Annotated in this window: 16 protein-coding genes; 7 read left to right on the top strand and 9 right to left on the bottom strand. The window is 64.3% G+C overall.

What is annotated here, in order from left to right; all coding sequences use genetic code 11:
• Positions 1-8: 8 nt before the first annotated feature.
• From A5750_RS02580 to A5750_RS02595, 4 genes are read right to left on the bottom strand one after another with little or no spacing between them, the layout of a single operon-like run.
• Positions 9-422 carry a Zn-ribbon domain-containing OB-fold protein gene (locus A5750_RS02580; protein ID WP_066958558.1) on the bottom strand — a complete coding sequence of 138 codons (414 nt, stop codon included), beginning with the start codon at positions 420-422 and terminating at the stop codon, positions 9-11.
• On the bottom strand, positions 422-973 hold the full coding sequence (locus tag A5750_RS02585; RefSeq protein ID WP_067261036.1) for a MaoC family dehydratase N-terminal domain-containing protein: 552 nt from the start codon (positions 971-973) through the stop codon (positions 422-424). Before A5750_RS02585 ends, A5750_RS02580 begins: the two co-directional genes overlap by 1 nt.
• A 17-nt stretch (positions 974-990) precedes the next feature.
• Entirely contained in the window at positions 991-2,172 is a 1,182-nt protein-coding gene (locus tag A5750_RS02590) for an acyl-CoA dehydrogenase family protein (RefSeq protein ID WP_067261038.1), read from the bottom strand.
• Positions 2,172-3,344 carry a cytochrome P450 gene (locus tag A5750_RS02595; RefSeq protein WP_067261155.1) on the bottom strand — a complete coding sequence of 391 codons (1,173 nt, stop codon included), beginning with the start codon at positions 3,342-3,344 and terminating at the stop codon, positions 2,172-2,174. Before A5750_RS02595 ends, A5750_RS02590 begins: the two co-directional genes overlap by 1 nt.
• Before the next feature lie 277 nt (positions 3,345-3,621).
• Between A5750_RS02595 and A5750_RS02600 the strand changes: the two genes are divergently transcribed.
• Positions 3,622-5,079 (top strand): aldehyde dehydrogenase family protein, encoded by a 1,458-nt coding sequence (locus A5750_RS02600; protein ID WP_066958695.1) that lies wholly within the window; start codon positions 3,622-3,624, stop codon positions 5,077-5,079.
• Positions 5,076-7,439 carry a CaiB/BaiF CoA-transferase family protein gene (locus tag A5750_RS02605; RefSeq protein ID WP_067261041.1) on the top strand — a complete coding sequence of 788 codons (2,364 nt, stop codon included), beginning with the start codon at positions 5,076-5,078 and terminating at the stop codon, positions 7,437-7,439. The genes A5750_RS02600 and A5750_RS02605 overlap by 4 nt, the downstream gene beginning before the upstream one ends.
• Before the next feature lie 2 nt (positions 7,440-7,441).
• Here A5750_RS02605 and A5750_RS02610 read toward each other — a convergent pair whose 3' ends face one another.
• From A5750_RS02610 to A5750_RS02620, 3 genes are all read right to left on the bottom strand, one after another.
• Positions 7,442-7,912 carry a MaoC family dehydratase gene (locus A5750_RS02610; RefSeq protein ID WP_067261043.1) on the bottom strand — a complete coding sequence of 157 codons (471 nt, stop codon included), beginning with the start codon at positions 7,910-7,912 and terminating at the stop codon, positions 7,442-7,444.
• Entirely contained in the window at positions 7,909-9,102 is a 1,194-nt protein-coding gene (locus A5750_RS02615) for an amidohydrolase family protein (RefSeq protein ID WP_067261045.1), read from the bottom strand. Before A5750_RS02615 ends, A5750_RS02610 begins: the two co-directional genes overlap by 4 nt.
• 89 nt (positions 9,103-9,191) lie before the next feature.
• Positions 9,192-9,827, bottom strand: a complete 636-nt coding sequence (locus A5750_RS02620; RefSeq protein WP_067261047.1) for a cysteine hydrolase — start codon at positions 9,825-9,827, stop codon at positions 9,192-9,194.
• Positions 9,828-9,887: 60 nt separating this feature from the next.
• Here A5750_RS02620 and A5750_RS02625 point away from each other — a divergent pair, with 60 nt between their 5' ends.
• A complete protein-coding gene (locus A5750_RS02625) occupies positions 9,888-10,325 on the top strand; it encodes a nuclear transport factor 2 family protein (RefSeq protein ID WP_067261049.1) in 438 nt (145 codons plus the stop codon).
• On the opposite strand, the gene A5750_RS02630 is transcribed toward A5750_RS02625, so the two are convergent.
• Both A5750_RS02630 and A5750_RS02635 read right to left on the bottom strand, forming a co-directional pair.
• Positions 10,315-11,214: a TIGR03619 family F420-dependent LLM class oxidoreductase gene (locus A5750_RS02630; RefSeq protein ID WP_067261051.1), complete on the bottom strand. Its 900-nt coding sequence runs from the start codon at positions 11,212-11,214 to the stop codon at positions 10,315-10,317. The genes A5750_RS02625 and A5750_RS02630 overlap by 11 nt on opposite strands.
• A 10-nt stretch (positions 11,215-11,224) precedes the next feature.
• On the bottom strand, positions 11,225-12,319 hold the full coding sequence (locus A5750_RS02635) for an acyl-CoA dehydrogenase family protein (RefSeq protein ID WP_067261053.1): 1,095 nt from the start codon (positions 12,317-12,319) through the stop codon (positions 11,225-11,227).
• Positions 12,320-12,434: 115 nt separating this feature from the next.
• Between A5750_RS02635 and A5750_RS02640 the strand changes: the two genes are divergently transcribed.
• Genes A5750_RS02640 through A5750_RS02655 form a run of 4 tightly spaced genes read left to right on the top strand, consistent with a single transcriptional unit; the run spans position 12,435 to position 17,341 of the window.
• Positions 12,435-13,631: an amidohydrolase family protein gene (locus A5750_RS02640; RefSeq protein WP_066958537.1), complete on the top strand. Its 1,197-nt coding sequence runs from the start codon at positions 12,435-12,437 to the stop codon at positions 13,629-13,631.
• A gap of 7 nt (positions 13,632-13,638) precedes the next feature.
• Entirely contained in the window at positions 13,639-14,604 is a 966-nt protein-coding gene (locus tag A5750_RS02645) for an acyl-CoA dehydrogenase family protein (protein WP_067261056.1), read from the top strand.
• The gene (locus A5750_RS02650; protein ID WP_067261058.1) at positions 14,601-15,800 is read left to right on the top strand and encodes an acyl-CoA dehydrogenase family protein; all 1,200 of its coding nucleotides are present in this window, start codon (positions 14,601-14,603) and stop codon (positions 15,798-15,800) included. The genes A5750_RS02645 and A5750_RS02650 overlap by 4 nt, the downstream gene beginning before the upstream one ends.
• Positions 15,800-17,341, top strand: a complete 1,542-nt coding sequence (locus tag A5750_RS02655; protein ID WP_067261060.1) for a class I adenylate-forming enzyme family protein — start codon at positions 15,800-15,802, stop codon at positions 17,339-17,341. Before A5750_RS02650 ends, A5750_RS02655 begins: the two co-directional genes overlap by 1 nt.
• Positions 17,342-17,363: the final 22 nt, after the last annotated feature.

Genomic DNA, 17,363 nt, shown 5'->3' on the forward strand with positions numbered 1-17,363 from the left:
GCCTTCGGTCAGCCGGCCGGCCGGAATTGGTGCAGCACCAACTCGTCGCCGCTCGGCAAGGCTTCGAATGTCTCGTAAAAGACCTCGACGGGCATCCCGACCTCGATGGCGGCGGGTTCGATGCCGCAGAGGTTCGACACGACGCGTACGCCCTCGTCGAGCTCGATGAGCGCCACAACGTACGGGTACTGCAGGAACGGCAGTGGCGGATAGTGCGGCATCACGAAGCTGTACACCGTGCCGCGACCCGACGCCACGACGTAGTTCCATTTCAATGACTGGCACTTGCCGCACATCGGCCGTGGCGGAACACGTAACGTCTGGCAGTTTGCGCAGCGCTGGATGCGAAGTTCGTTGTCTTTCAAGCCCGACCAGAAGAATTCGGTGTCCGGGCTGATGGAGGGGGCGAGTCTGCTGGCCATCAGCTTCCCGTCTTGAATCGCAGGGTGCGGAACCACTGACGTCCGATGATGTCGCCGTCTTGATCGCGGTAGGTGGTCACCCAGGTGACGAAGAAGCCGTTGCCCATCGCGGTCTTCTTTTCGTCAGAGATCGAGTCAAAGACCGTCTCGGCGGTGATCTGGTCTCCGACCCGGGGATAGCGTTCGATCTCGAACTCGGAGTTCGTCGCGATGATGCCGGTGTAGCCGGCGTCGGACAGGAACTGCAGCGGGTTGCTCTTGATCTCGATCGGCACACCGCCGCGCTCGAGAATCCCCGCCAGTTTCGGCGGTGGCATCGTCCAGCTCTGCAGCATCACCGGCGACGAGACCAATCCGCCGTATCGAGAGTTCTGCGCGAACTCCTCATCGAGGTACGCCGGGTTCATGTCGTCCAACGCGTGCGCCCAGTGCCGGATCATTGCGGTGTTCACCGGATCTGGCGCGTGAGCGGGTCTGCCGACCCCGTCGGTGGGTGTGCCGATCAACGCGTCGAGGTGCTGGCGCAGTTCGTCTTTGGTCAATTCGGTCATAGGTGTCGACACTCCTTTCAGGAGGCTCGCATGTCGCGGGGTGCGCGCGGCATCCCGAGGCCGGCCATGGCGATGATGTCGCGCTGCAGTTCGTTGGCGCCGCCGCCGAATGTGTTGATGACGGCGAATCGGTAGGCACTCTCCAGCTCGCCCTCGAGGGGAGCCGACGCCTCCTTGCGCAGGCCCGCCTGGCCCACAACGTCGAGCAGCTCGCGGGCCACCTGCTGGGTGAGCTCGGTACCGAAAACCTTTGCGGCCGAGGCCTCGCCCATGCCGAGCGCACCGGAGCTCATGTTGGTGTTCACCTGTAAGTTGAGCAGCCGGTAGGCCGCGACCTGTGCCTCCACTCGCGCCAATGCCTGTTGCACCCACGGCTGGTCGATGACGAACCCGTCGTCGAGCTCAGTCGTCTTGGCCCACTCCAGCGTCTTGGCGAACAGTGGCTCCAGCGCACCGAGATTGCCCAGTGCCGCACGCTCGAGATTCAGCTGATTGGTGACCAGCTTCCAGCCCTGGTTCTCGCCGAGGACGATGGCGCTCTCGGGTACGCGCACATCGTCGTAGAAGGTGTAGTAGGTCGAGACGCCAGGCATAGTGCGCAGTGGTTTCCAGGAGAAGCCCGGGGAGTCGGTGGGCACGATGAATACCGTGATGCCCTTGTGCTTCTTGGCTTCTGGATCGGTGCGGGCGGCCAGCCAGATGTAGTCGGCGAATTCCGCGCCGCTGGTGAACATCTTGGAGCCGTTGATCACGAACTCGTCGCCGTCACGCACGGCGCTGGTCCGCAATGAGGCCAGATCACTACCGGCGCCGGGCTCGGAGTAGCCGATCGCGAAGTCGACCTCGCCCCGCAGGATTGCGGGCAGGAACTTTTGCTTCTGCTCTGGGGTCCCGTACTGAATGAGCGTGGGGCCGACCGTGTTGAGGGTGACAAACGGCAGAGGTGCATGCACCCGCCGCGCCTCCTCGCCGAAGATGTACTGCTCGAGCGCAGTCAGTCCGCTGCCGCCGTACTCGACCGGCCATGCGACGCCGAGCAACCCGGCCTCGCCGAGCGCGCGGCGCGCCTCGGTGACTGCGGCGCCGCCCTCCATCTGTCCGGTGACTGCGGCGCGTCTCTCGGGGGTCATCACGGCTTCGAGGCGCTGGCGGTAGTTCTTTCGGAGCTGCTCCTGTTCGGGGGTGTAGTCGAAATCCATCAGACGCCCGCTCCCATCCGTACCGGCATGCGCTTGACGCCCGGCACCATCGTGGCGCGCAGCCGCGTCACATCGCCGGTCAGTTCGATGCTCGGATAGGCGCCCAGCAACACCTCGAACATCACCCTCGCCTCCAGCCGTGCCAGTTGCGCGCCGAGACACGCGTGTTCGCCGGCGCCGAATGCTATGTGGGGATTGGGGTTCCGGGTGATATCGAATTCCTCGCTGGTTGGGCCGAAGATCTCCTCGTCGCGGTTAGCCGCCCCGTAGAGCATGACCACCGTTTCACCCGCCTTGATCCGTTGGCCACGGATCTCGACGTCCTCGGTGGCTTCGCGTGCCATGTGGGTCACCGGGCTGGTGAACCGCAGCATCTCTTCGACTGCCAGCGGCAGAAGCTCGGGCTTCGAGCGAAGCAGCGCGAACTGATCGGGATGGTCCACCAGCGCCAGTGTGCCCAGCGCGATGAGGTTGCGTGTCGTCTCGTTGCCCGCCACCAGCAGCAGAAAGGAGAAGTTGAGTAGGTCCGCATCGGTGAGGCGCTCGCCGTCCACCTCGGCCGCTGCCAAAATGGACAGCAGGTCGTCCTGCCCGGTGACCTTGCCAGAGCGCCGCGCGTCGATCAGTTTGGTGAAGTACTCGTACAACTCGCCGAGTGCCACCAGGTTGTCCATCTCGATATCGGGATCGGCGGTACCCACCGCCGCGTCCGACCATGTGCGGAACCGCTCCCAGTCCTCGGGCGGTGCGCCGAGCATCTCCGCAATCATCCGGGTCGGCAGCGGCGCGGCAATCTGCTCGGCGAACTCATAGTCCTGTGATGGGTCGACATCGTCGAGAATGCCCTTGACGATCTCACGCACCTTGGGTTCCAGCAAACTGACTTGCCGCCGGGTGAAACCAGAGTTGATCAGCTTGCGCAGCTGCCGGTGCCGTGGCGGATCGGTGAAGATCAGGTTCCCCTCCTGCACCGGGCTGGGCATCGCGGGATCCGGGATCGAGATGCCCTTCGTCGACGTGAACGTCATCGGGTGGCCGGAGACGTGGCGGATGTCCTCGTACTTCGTCAGGGCCCAGAACTTGGTGACGTCGTTCCAGACCACCGGTGTGCTATTGCGCAGTTCGCGATAGCCCGGGTACGGATCGCCGGCGTAGTAGTCCGGAGAGTGCAGTGGCAACGTGGACGTCGGTCTGGAGGTGGAGTCAGTGGGCACTGCTGGCCTTCCTCGACACACGGGGGTCGGACAGTTAATTCGGATATGTCCGGTAATGCTGTGTCTACAGCACAGGCGTCGCCGATGTCAATCGCCATTCGCCCCGCTAAACGCCGAGAACATTGACGCCCGTGCATCATCAGGTGTACATAATTGAGGAATTGTCGGACACCTCGCATCGAGATCGGGCGACACCGTACAGTTCGGCGACCAACCGGGAAGGTCCAGTGATGTGATGGCCGAATCGAGCCTGGTGGACAGGTACGGCGTCTATATCGATGGCGGTTGGGTCGAACCAGACACCGGACGATATGACGTCGTCAACCCGGCGACAGAGTTGGTGATTGCCTCGGCGCCGGATGCCGGGGTCGCGCAGGTCGAGCAGGCCATCGGTGCGGCGCGCACCGCCTTCGATTCCGGGCCGTGGGCCGTGGCGGATCCAGCCGAGCGGTCTCGCTGCCTCCAACAGCTCAGCGACGCGCTGCTCGCCCGAGGCGACGAGATCTACGCGCTGGCGCAGGCTGAGTGGGGCTGCACAGCAAACGAGCGCTTGATCCATGTGGAGGGCCCCGCGTTCATGGTCGGCCATGCCGCAGAACTCGCGCTCGAGCCGGCTGAGGCCCCGATGGACGCGTGGGGCGCGGCGGGCACCACCCTGTTGCGTTACGAGCCGCTCGGGGTGGTCGCGGCGATGACGCCGTGGAACTTCCCGCACACGCTGAACGTGATGAAGCTGGGAGCCGCGCTGGCCGCGGGCAACACGCTTGTCCTCAAGCCCTCGCCGTTGACACCGCTGGCCGGTCTCGCACTGGCGCGGCTGATCGACGAGGAGACCGACATTCCACCTGGCGTCGTCAACGTCGTCACTCCGAGCAGTGTGGAGGCCAGCAGGATCTTGACCGTCGATCCCCGCGTCGACATGGTCACCTTCACCGGAAGTTCGGCCGTCGGTCGCGACGTGATGGCCGGTGCCGCAACCTCAATGAAACGGATCCTGCTCGAGTGCGGCGGCAAGTCGGCGAGCATCCTGCTGGACGATGTCGATCTGACTGACGAATTGTTCGAGCGGCTGCTCTTCGAAGGGTGCACGATGCACGCAGGTCAGGCGTGCATCTTGAACAGTCGTCTGGTGGTCCCCGACAAGCTGCACGACGATGTCGTCGACCGGCTGGCCGAGCTGGCTCGCAACGTCACGGTGGGAGACCCGACCGACGAGGCCACCGGCATGGGTCCGCTGATCAGTCGCCAACACCTGGACAGGGTCGAGGGTTTCGTCAGGCGCGCGGAAAGCGACGGGGCCAAGATTGTCGCCGGCGGCAGGCGGCCGGCCGGACTCGACCGCGGTTTCTATTTCGAGCCCACGGTTTTGACGGATGCCACCGCGGAGTCGTTTATCGCGCAGGAGGAGGTGTTCGGGCCGGTATTGACGGTGCTGCGATACCGCGACGACGACGAAGCGGTCGGCATCGCAAACGATTCGGCCTACGGGCTCGGTGGCGCGGTCTGGGGCACCGACATCGAGCGCGCGGTCGGACTTGCGCGACGGATCAGGACCGGTCAGGTCTCGATCAACGGCACGATACCCGGCGACGCGCCCTTCGGCGGGTTCAAGCAGAGCGGAATCGGGCGCGAAGGCGGCGTCATGGGGCTGCGGGCATACATGGAACCCAAGGCGATCGGAGTGCCTGCGTGACGGGGTCCCTGTCCGGGCTGCGGGTGGTCGAGGTCGGAACCGATATTTCGGCGCCGTATTGCACGAAATTGCTCGTCGATCTGGGCGCCGACGTATACAAGGTTGAGTCGCCGACGGGGGATCCGCTGCGAAGGTGGGGGCCGTCGGGCGGATTGTTTGAGTATTTGAACGCTGGAAAGCACGGGCTGACTATCGATCTCGAGGCGCATCCCGATGCGCTCGCTGAGTTTATTGCTCACGCAGACGTGGTCGTCGAGGATCTGCCGGCCGGATCGGCCGACAGGTTCAACTGGGGACTCGACCGTGACGCTCTCCAACGTCTCAATCCGAATCTCGTGGTCGTCCGGATCTCCGACTACGGCCAGGAGGGCCCGCGCCGGAATCGCCAATCGACATCGCTGACCCTGCAGGCCGCGTCGGGCTGGGTCAACATTCGCCAACTCGGCCGGACGCCGGTACAGGCCGGCGTCCGCATCCCCGAGTACATCGCGGGCAGCTACGCCGCGCTCGCGGCGCTGACGGCCCTGCGGGTTGCCGATGCCGGTCTTGCGCGGGTGATCGAGGTCGATGTCTCGGCGTTCGAGTCGCTCTTGTCCACCTTGGCGTATCCGATGCTGATGGCCGAACGCTTGAAAAGCCTTGGTCTTCCGCCGAATTCAAAGGCGGGTCCGATGCTCGGCATAGTGCGTGGCGCCGACGGCTGGATCGGGATCAACTGCTTGACGGGACAGCACTGGCTGGACGTCTGCGCGATGGTAGGACTGCCGGAGTTCGGAGATCACCAAATAGCCATCATGCTGGGCGGTCCCGAACGCGAGGAGTTCTTCGCGAAGGCGCAGCCGTGGCTCGATTCGATGACCGTGGCCGACCTGGTCGAGTTGAGCCAGGCAATGCGAATCCCCGCCGCGCCGGTCAACGACGGAGCATCCATCCTGGACTGTCCCCAGTACCGCGAGCGCGGCTTCTTCATCGAAAGCGAATCGGAAGGCCAACGCTTCCTGCGACCGGGCGCACCGTTCCGCTTGGTCCGCACGCCGGTTGAGCCACCGAAACCAGCCCCGCGGCTCGGAGACGTAGCTGCGGCTCCATCGCAGGACCAACGGACGGCGCCCCCCGTGTCTGAAGTTGACGATGCGACAATGCCATTCGCAGGTCTCAAGGTTTTCGACCTGAGCACATTCTGGTCCGGCGCCTACCTCACCTGCTATCTGGGCGCATTCGGCGCTGATGTGGTGAAGGTCGAGTCGATCCAGCGCCCGGATGGTCACCGATATTCGGGCTCGCTGCTGCGCAGCACCGATGACTGGTACGAGATAGGGCCGATGTGGCAGGGCACCAACCTCAACAAGCGAGATATCACCTTGAATCTCAGTACCGAAGCCGGCCGCGAATTGGCCCTGAAGCTCGCCGCCGAAGCGGACGTCGTGGTGGAGAACTTCTCGCCGCGCGTGGTCGAGCAGTTCGGCCTGGATTATGCCTCGCTGGCGAAGGTGAATCCGGATGTCGTCATGGTCCGCATGCCGGGCCTCGGGCTCGAAGGCCCATGGCGCGATTACGTCGGGTGGGCACTGAACTTTGAGCAGATATCGGGAATGTCGGCGGCCACCGGTTACCCCGACGGCCCACCGTGCAACCTGCAAGGGCCTGCCGATCCGATCGTGGGTGTACACGCCACCGTCGCCCTGCTGGCCGCGCTCGAGCACAAACGCAGAACCGGTGAAGGCCAACTGATCGAGGTCGCGCAGATCGAGGTCGGCGCGGCGGTGACCGCCGAGCCGGTCATCGAATACTCACTGACCCACCAGTTGCGCCAACGAGAAGGGAATCGACACCGCTGCTACGCACAAGGCGTCTATCCGGCCAGTGGCGATGACGAGTGGGTCGCCGTTTCGGTGCGTGATGATGCCGACTGGGCCGCCGTCGTCGACGCCATCGGTCGTCCTGAACTGAACGAGGATCCGCGGTTCGCCTCACCGGAGGCACGGCTGCACAACCACGACGCGTTCGACGAAGTGCTCGCCCGGTGGACTGCGCGCCGAACATCAGACGAGGCCGCCGACTGTCTGCGACGGGGCGGAGTACCCGCGGAGCGGATACTCACCGCGGACCGCATGTACGACATCGACCAGCTCGAGGTGCGCGGCTTTTACGAGGAGCTCGAGCATCCACTCTCTGGCCGACATCGGTTCCCGGGCTGGCCGTTTCGGATCACGCCGGGACCGCTGCGTCATCACCGTGCACCGTCGCCGACGCTCGGTCAGCACAACGACGAGGTGCTGGGCGCTCTCGGTCTGTCAGATGACGAGCTGACGAAACTGCGCGACGATCAGATTATCGGCGAGCGGCTGCTCAACGCGTAGGTTCAGGCATCGACCATGGCCGCGATGGTGTCGACCACACATGCCGGTCGGTCGGACCCCTCAACCTCGACGGTGACTCGCACGGTGGCCCGCCCACCCTTGTCGTTGCGTTCCACCTTGATCAGTTCGGCACCGGCGCGGATGCGCGAGTCGACGGGCACCGGGGCGGGGAAGCGAAGCTTGTCAGAACCGTAGTTGACTTGCATCGACAGTCCCGTCACCCGGTAAATCTGTTGCACCAGTATGGGAACCAGCGACAGTGTGAGATATCCGTGCGCGATCGTCCTACCGTATGGGCCGTTGGCCGCCCGCTCCGCGTCGACATGAATCCATTGGTGGTCACCGGTCGCCTCGGCGAACAGATCGATTTCCTTCTGTGTGACCTCGTGCCACCCGCTGTAGCCGAGGTGTTCGCCGACGTGCGACTCGAAGCCGGAGATGCCCTCGTAGACCGTGGGCATGGCCTGCGTCATGCTGGGACCTTGAGTCCCAACTGCTCAATAGCGTTGCCGCCCATGATCTTCGCCTTCGCGGCTTCGGAGATGCCGTCGAGCCGGTCGACAAAGCTCAACGGGTCGCCGATGCCCTCGGGGTGGGGAAAGTCGGAGCCGAACATCACGTGATCCTCACCCATGATGTCGACAATCCCCTTGACGTCGTCCTCGAGGAACGGGTGGATGTAGATGTTGCGTTTGAACACCTCGACAGGGTGCTCGTCGAACTCCTTGGGCATGATCTTGCACGCGGTGTTGAGCTGTTCGAGAAGATTGCGTACCCACCCGCTGCCGTTCTCGACGCAAAATATCTTCAAGTCGGGGAAGCGGGACAGTGCACCGTGGCAGATCATCGCAGCCAGGGTGTCCTCGATGGCGCGGTGGCCCATCACCACCTCGCGCAGTGCGCTGGGCTTGAACGAGAGGTACTCGTCGCCGCCCTCCCATTCCATCAGGTGCTTCTGGTATCCGCTATCCGACGCATGCATGGTCACCGGAATACCGGCCTTGACGACTTCTTCCCAGAACGGGTCGAACTCGGGCAGACCCATAGACCGCGAGCCGCCGAAGCGGCTGGGCACCGGAGCGGGGCGAACCAAGAACGTCTTCATGCCCCGCTCGAGGCACCAGTGCAGCTCCTTGATGGCCTCGGCGACCAGGGGCAGGCAGACGACGGGCGTCGCGAAGATGCGGTTGTGATAGTTGAACGTCCAGTGTTCGTGCATCCACTCGTTGAGGGCATGGATGATGGCGTGGGTTAGTACGACGTCGTCGGTGGTGCGCTCCTCGATGAGGCTGGCGAGGGTGGGGTACATGACGCATTGATCAATGCCGAGCTCATCCATCAGCTCCAACCTGGGAGCCGGGGACTGGTAAGCGGGGATGACATTCATTGCCTCACCGATGAACTCGCGGAAGTTGAGCCCTTCTGGATTGTTGCCCAGGAAGTAATCCTCGGCGCTGCCCGGCCTCGCCACCCGCTCGAACGTCGGGTTGGGGATCATGTGGCTGATGTGGTCCTTGACGACAAGCTTGGGCCGGCCGTTGACCTCGACGTAGCCGACCTTGCCTTTGTGTTCCTTGGGCAGGTACTTGGTGAGCGCGTCCGTCGTCTCGTACATGTGGTTGTCGATGTCGAAGACCGGATACGGCAAGGACCGGGTAGACATGTGACGGATCCCTCCAGAGCAGCGAATATGGCCGTTTACGCTTTGTGGAAACGACGTTATCACCAACGCCCCGCAACATCTATGCGGGGTCATGTCCTACAGAGATCGTTCCACGCGTTCACGACTGCTTCGGTAGTGGTCACGGTGGCCAGGAGGGCCAACGTGTTGTCGATGATCGATTCCGCGTAGTCGCGCGGGTAACCGCTCACCGCATCACGCGGAAGCACGAACTGATAGCTGCGATTGACCGCGTCCATCACGAAGTTCTGAATCGCGATGTTGACCGAAACGCCTACGCCCACGATCGTCTGGATACCGAGGTTGCGCAACACCGAGTCGAGGTCGGTGCCGGTCATCGGTCCGACACCGTGCGTGCGGGTAAGGACCAGATCGCTTGGTTCCGGACCCAACTCAGGCAGCACCGAGGCGCCGGGGCTACCCGGAGTCAAATCGGCGGCGAATGACTTGCCCGCCATGAACAGCCTGGCGTTGGTATTGGACCCGCGATTGTCCGGGCGCTTTTGCATGACGCAGTGCACGACCGAAACGCCGGTCGCGCGTGCCGCCTTGAGGAGCGCGGCGATGTTCGGGATCGCCTCCCGGCTGGCTTCCTCCGCCAGCATCGGCAGGCCGGCCTGAGGACCGATCACTCCGCCTTGGCATTCCTGGGTGACCAGGGCGGTCGTTGCGGGTGTCAACAGATCGAGCAGGCTGGGTTGCGGCATAAGAATAGACGTTATCGTGTGTGAGAACGTAATTTCCAGTCATCGCCCGCAGGGAGGTACATGGACGCCTGGGAGCTCGATATCCGCGAGTCGGTGCGCCAGACGCTCGCCGACTACACCGCCGCCACCGACCGGTTCGATCTGCGCGGTCTCGCCGTCTGCTTCACGCCGGACGGCGTCCTCGAGTTCACCGGCGGAGCGCAACCGCTCACCGGTCCTAGGGCGATCGAGGCGGGGCTCGGCGCCGCCATGTCCAAGGATCCCGACCCGGCGAGACGGGCGCCAACTCATGTGCGCCATCATGTTTCGAGCATTCGGTTTGGTCGCGTCGCCACGGACCGTGTCGAGGTCAGTAGCTATTTCGCCGTCCACACCGACATCGGCCTCGACCATTGGGGACGCTATCGCGACGTCCTCGTCCCGCTGGACGGGCGGTGGTTGTTCGCGCATCGTCGTATCAGCGTCGACGCCTTTGCTGCCGACAGCCTCATGAGATGAACTTCTCGGCGAAAGCGTGCGCGTGGTCAATGAACTCGGCCCGGGTGGCTCCCTGGGGCGCGATGGTCAGCCACGTCACGCCCATCGCTTCCAGCTTCGCGATCGTGGCGTGCCGTTCGTCGGTCGATATGCCGTCGTCGAGCAGGTTGCCTGCCGAGAAACAGATGTCCAGCGGCTCCGTGCGGCCGATCTCGGCCGCGTACTTCTTGGCCCACCCGATGGCCGCCGCGAGTTCCTCCAGCGTCGAGATTTCCGCGGTCCGCGACGCGGCGGCGTAGCCGAACGTGTTGAACGGCGCCCACCCCTGTGCGCGGGTAACCGCACGGCGGACGGCGGGCCTGCTGTTGCCGCCGACCCAAATCGGTGGTGGGGCCGCCGGTACTGGATGGAGTCGCACACCTCGAGCTGCGAACGAGCTGCCCTCGTACGCGACATCGTCGCCGGTGAGCACCTTGCCAAGCACGTCGAGCGCCTCGTCGAGCAAAGCCCCGCGGTTGTCGAAATCGATTCCTAGCGCCCTGAATTCGGGTTTGAGGTAACCCGCGGCGGTACCCAGGATCAGCCGACCGCCGGAGAGGACGTCCAGGCTCTGTATCGACTTCGCGCCCAGAAAGGGATTGCGGTAGGCCGCGATGTAGACGTTGGTGAGCAGCTTCACCTTCGTGGTGGCGGCCGCCGCGAACGACAGCGCGACGAACGGGTCCAGAGCGTGGTGTCCGCCGTGGTCGAGCCATTTCGCGTCGGGGGCGGGGTGATCGGTGACGTGCACGGCGGCGAAGCCGCTCGCCTCGCCGACCCGGGCGATTTCGGATATCGCGTCGGCGGTGACGAATTCAGTTACGGCGTCTACCCGCTGGGCGGGCAGTTCGAGGGAGTACGAGATGGTCACGTTCGTCCTTTCATGGTGCGGCTAAGGCTGCCAAGCGTTGGGCATGGTGGTCGGGGCTGCCGAAGATCAGCTCGGTGGCCTTGGCGCGCCGAACGTAGAGGTGTGCGTCGTGTTCCCAGGTAAACCCGATTCCGCCGTGGATTCGCATGTTGTCCAAGGCGACTTGCAGAAAGGCCTCCGAGCAGGCCATCTTCGCCACCGACGCGGCAATCGGCAGGTCGCTGCCGTCGGCGGATTCCGCAGCGTGGACGGCGGCGGAGCGAGCGCCCTCGACGAGCACCAGCATGTCCGCGCACCGGTGCTTGACGGCCTGAAAGCTGCCGATGGCGCGCCCGAACTGAACTCGCTCCTTGGCGTAGCCCACGCCCATATCGAGGCAGCGTTGGGCGCCGCCAACCTGCTCGGCGGCCAGCGCGGCGATCGCGAGGTCGCACGTGCGGGCCAGGCCCGCGGCAGCGTCCCCATCGGTTCCGATCAATCGTGCGGGGACGTCGTGGAACCGTAGGCGTGCGACCTTGCGCGTGCGGTCGAGCGTGGCGAGCGGTTCACGCGTCAGCCCGTCGGCGTCCGCCGCGATCGCGAACAGTGATGTGCCTGCGCTCGTATTCGCCGCGGCGAGAATGACATCGGCGGTATGGCCGTCGAGGACGAGATCCGCATCGCCATGAATCCGATGACCGGTGCCACCGGCGCGTGCAGTCAGTGTGACGGCTTGCGGCTCCCACGCATCGAGGCCGCCGTTGAGGATCGCCGTCGCGGTCATGGATCCGTCGACGAAACGCGGTAGGTAGTCGCCCATCGCGACGGTATCGCCGCTACAGAGGATCGCTTGCGTGGCGAGTGCGACGGTGGAGAAGAACGGCGCACACAACAGGGCGGCGCCCATCTCCTCGAACACGACCGCGAGTTCGGCCAAGGTGGCACCCGCACCGCCGAACTCCTCGGGAACGGCGATGCCGTGCAGCCCCAGTTCGCCGGCCATCTGATGCCACACCGATTCGTCATATCCCTCCGCGGTGGACATGAGGTCGCGTACCCGGCCGGACGGCGAGGCGGCCTCCAGGAACTCCCGCACCGCCTGTCGGAGTTCGTCGGCGTCACTCATCCTGATTCCTTCGGTGTGGGTCTGCCCGGCCCGACCCGGGATAGGCATTGCCGGGAAAGGATAGTATCTTTTCTGAAATAGGAGAATCACCATTCTCGCATGAAGGAGCCGCGCGGTGACGACGAAACTCGACTACGGGATCATCGACTGCGACACGCATTGCTACGAGACGCGTGACGCGTTTACTCGATACCTGCCCAAGGAGTTCCAGAATCGCGCGATCACCACCGTTCGGGGAGCCGACGGGGTCGAGGTAATCCTCGCCGGCCATCGTGTCGCAACCTTCAACAGCGAAGGGGGGCTGGGGCTGGACGTCGCATACCGCCCCGGATCGCTGAAAGAGATGCTCAGGCAGATGGGATCAGGCAACCCAGAGGAGTCCTACGAGCCCCAACCCATGCAGCCCGAGTACATCGAGCGGTCAGCACGGCTCGCGGTGATGGGGAAGCAGAACGTCGAGCGGATGGTCATCTACCCGAGCGGCATGGCCCTGGCTGCCGAGCACTACGTCGACGACACCGCGGCGCTATACGCAAATCTCCGGTCCTTCAATCGATGGTTCGACGAGGAATGGGGGTTCAACTACCAGGACCGCATATACGCGACCGGGCTGCTTTCACTTCGCGACCTCGACTCGGCCATCCGCGAAACCGACGCCTTGATCGCGCAGGGCGCGAAGTTTGTCATGTTGCCGACGGGACCGGCATACGGCAGATCTCCCGGCGATCCCCACTTTGATCCGATTTACGCCCGGCTTCAGGAAGCCGGCTGCGTCCTCGTGTTCCACATCATGCCCTTCTGGTACTTCGATGCGATCTCGCCTGCCTGGGGGCACTGCGCAGATCCTGCCTCGTGGCACATGTCGGCATGGCAGTGGATGAACGTCTACGGCCAACGCCCGATCGAGGACACCCTCTCAGCGCTGATCTTCGACAACCTGTTTGGCCGCTTTCCCGGCTTGAACGTGCTTGTCGCCGAACACGGTGCAGAGTGGGTGCCCTTCTTCACCAAACACATGGACAAGAGCCGCGGCATGGGCCGAAATGGTCCATGGATCGGCGGGAAACTGACGGAAAAGCCGTCTGCCATCTTCCGCCAGCACGTCCGGGTGGTGCCGTATCCCGAGGACGATACGCCCGCGATCGTCGCCAGCTTGGGCTACGACGACTGTCTGGTGATGGGCTCCGATTACCCGCATGCGGAAGGACTGGCCGAGCCTGCTGACTTCGTCAAGTTGCTCGACCCGCTCGACGATGCCACCAAGAAACGGATCATGCGTGACAACGCTGAGCATCTCATCGGGCGGAGCTAGACGCTCTATGGCAGATGATGACATCGATCTCGATCTGCTGCGCGCAGCGGCGCGCGATTTCCTGACCGGGCCCCGCGCCCAAGACTCGGTCAAAGAACTCGCGGCCATGGACTGGACGGGGCTGCTCGTCGAGGAGAATCTCGGCGGCAGCGGTTGGCGTCCTGTGGAGACGACGGTCATCGCCGAGGAACTCGGCCGCGCGCACAACTCGTCGACCTGGTTTGGGTGCGTGCTATCTGCTGCCGCGTTGGCTTCGGCACCCGGCGAGGTGCGCGACCGATGGTTGCCCGCGATGCTCGACGGAACCGCGACGGCGGGCTGCGCGCAGTATGCCGACACGGTTCGGGTTGCGCGCGGAGATGCGATTGACATCCTGGTCACCCTGGGGCACAACGGAATCCATCTGTTCGAGTTAGCCGAAACCATCCCGCGAAGCCGTGATGACGAGCTGCTGGATCTCGACCGCGCAGCATGGCGCGTCGAGGCCGGTGAGGCGGACAGCGTGTTGATCGGCGGCCCGCAACGGGCGGCTCAGCTGCTGGCGGTGGCCAGGGTCCTGCTCGGCGCGGATTCGCTGGGAGCCTTTTCGAGCACGTTCGAGCGGTTGGTCGGCTACCTGAAGGAGCGCATCGCGTTCGGTGCGCCGATCGCGAGTTTTCAAGCGGTGCAACACCGACTGGTGGATCTGTTGGTGTTCGAGGCGAAGGCACGCGCGATCGTCATGAAGGCGTGCCGCGCCCTCGAGGCCGACGAAAACTTGGACGTCGCAATCACATTATCCGCCGCGGCGCACGCGTTCGTCGCCGCCAAGGTAACCGCTGCCGTGGACGAGTGTATGCAACTGTCGGGCGGCATCGGATTCACCTTGGAGTACCCGTTGCATCACGAGCTGCGTCGGGTATTCACCAACGGCTATCTGCTCGGCACGGCTCGCTCCAGCCGTGCGCTTTTTGCGCAAAGGTCGGGCTGGTGAGCGTCGCACCCGCCCGCCCCAGCGAAGCGGAGCTGACCGAGTACCGGCATCGGGTCAGGGCGCACATCGCCGAGCACGCACCTCCATTCGACGCCAGAGAGGGACGTCGGGCGCCGGAAAACGCCGAGCAGGAAGCGCAGTTGCGCAAGTGGTTCGCGACGTTGTTCGATGCGGGTTTCATCGGGGCGGACTGGCCGGTCGAGCACGGCGGACGTGCGGATCACCACCCCCTGCACGACCGCATTCTCAGCGAAGAGCTCCTGCGTGCCCGTGCCCCGCGCCCCGTCGACCAGGTCAACCTTGCGGCCCACGTGCTCCTGCACTTCGGGTCGGACGAGCAGAAGGCCGCACTGCTGCCGCCGATCCGGCGCAGCGAGCACGTGTGGTGTCAGTTGCTCAGCGAACCCGATGCCGGCAGCGATATCGCCGCCGTCCGCAGCAGGGCTGTCGAGCAACCGGACGGAACATGGGTGCTCGACGGTCAGAAAACCTGGATCACCGACGGCCACTGGGCCGACATGGGGCTCGCGCTCATCCGCACCGACCCGGCTTCACTGCGCCACCAAGGCCTTTCGGTGTTCGCGGTGCCCATGTCGACGCCAGGCGTCGAGGTTCGTCCGATCCGGACGATCAACGAGGCGATCGAGGTGAACGAGGTTTTTCTCGATGGCGTAACGCTGCCGGCGGGAAGCCTGATCGGCGAGCCCGGCCAGGGATGGCCGATCATCATGGCGGGCTTGGACTTCGAACGGTTCGGCATCGGCGGAAACGTCATCCTGCTCGAGCTGCTGATCGACGATCTGGTGATGGTGGCGCGCAACGCCACCCTCGACGGCATCCCGGCGCTTGAACGCGATGACATCCGGCAGACAGTGGGCGAGTTGGCCGTCGAAGCCGAAGTGGCGAAGGCCTTCATCGACGATCACGTCGAACGTCTGATCATCGGCGCGGATCAACCGGGTGACGGCTCGATAGCCAAACTCAGCTTCTCCGAGACCTACCACCGGGTTTCGGCCTATGGCACCGAACTCGCCGCGATGGTATGCACCGTAGCGGCCGATCCGAGTGTCGAGCAGGCCAAACAGCGTCTCCGAGAATGCTGGCTATGGTCACGTGCCTATACGATCTCCGGCGGAAGCTCGGAGATGATGCGTAACATCCTCGCCAAACGTCGGCTGTTGTTGCCGAGCAAGTGATGTCCGAAACCTACTGGAGCCTGGTCGAAGCGGCGGCCGAGACAAATCCCGACCGCGTCGTCCTCGTCGACGACTTCGGCCGCAGTCTGACGAATTCGCAGCTGCGGGATTCGGCGGCAAGCGTCGCAGCGGCATTGGCAGAACGCGGGGTTGGTGTCGGTTCGGTAGTTTCCTGGCAGCTGCCCACCACTCTGGAGACGATGGTTGTCATGGCGGCACTGACCCGACTCGGCGCCGTGCAGAACCCGATCCTGCCCATCTGGCGCGAGAGCGAAGTCCGTTTCGTCACTGAACAACTCGCGACCGAAGTGTTCATCGTCCCGGGCCATTGGCGGGGTTTCGACCACACCGCACTTGCGTCGAAGCTGGCAAAGGAGCGGCCGATGTCGATGGTCGTCATAGATCATGACGCGCCGATAACGGAAGGGCTTCGCCTGCCGGTCGGCGATCCGATCCGTCTCCCCGCGCCGCCGAGGTCCGGCGAAGATCCACGCTGGGTTTACTACTCCTCGGGCACCACTGCGGCGCCAAAGGGCGTGCGGCATTGCGATCGCTCGGTTATCGCCGGGTCGGCCGGAGTAGTGGGAATGTTTGGCGCGTCAAACACCGACGTCAATCCGATTACGTTTCCGGTTTCGCATATAGGCGGTGCCGCGATGTTGGCGGCGAGCCTGTTCACCGGGATGCGGCTGGTGTTGTTCGACACCTTCGATCCCGTGCTCACCCCAAAGGCGGTCGCGGCGCATCGGCCGACGATGCTCGGGTCGGCTACCCCCTTCTTCGTCGCCTACATGGCAGCACAGCGGGAGCACGGCACCGATCCGCTGTTCCCCGATCTGCGGGGCTGTGTCGGCGGTGGAGCGCCGATCACCGCCGAGCTGGGACGACAAGTGCGCGAGACGTTTTCGGTCGCCGGAGTGGCCAATGCGTGGGGGCTCACCGAGTTTCCGGTCGTGACCTCACCACCGCCGGACGGAGAGCCGGACGTGCTTGACCACACCGTGGGCCGCCCGGTGCCGGGGGTAGGCATCCGTGTCGTCGACGAGTCCGAACGGGAGGTCGGTCCTGGCGAAGTCGGCGAGCTCCGGCTCAAGGGGCCGCAGTGCTTCCTTGGCTACGTTGACGAGACGCTCAACTGCGATGCGTTCGACGCCGACGGCTGGTTTCGCAGCGGCGACCGAGGTCGTATCGATGCCGAAGGAAACGTCGTCATCACCGGACGGATCAAGGATGCGATCATCCGCAATGCGGAAACAATCTCGGCGCTGGAGATCGAGGGTGTTCTGGCCACCCACCCCGCCGTCGCCGACGTCGCGGTCATCGGCGTGCCGGATCTTCGTACGGGTGAACGTGTTTGCGCAGTCGTTGTCGCTGCACCCGGACGAGATGTCACGCTTGCCGAGCTCGCGGAACACTGCGCGACGCAAAATCTGAGCCGACACAAATCACCGGAGCGGCTCGAGGTCGTGGAGGCGCTTCCGCGAAATCTCACCGGCAAGGTGTTGAAGAATGAACTTCGCAGCCGGTTCGGCGAAACGTAGAGGGTTTGGAACTGCTGGTGGG

Source organism: Mycobacterium sp. 852002-51613_SCH5001154 (assembly GCF_001667425.1).
GTDB lineage: Bacteria > Actinomycetota > Actinomycetes > Mycobacteriales > Mycobacteriaceae > Mycobacterium.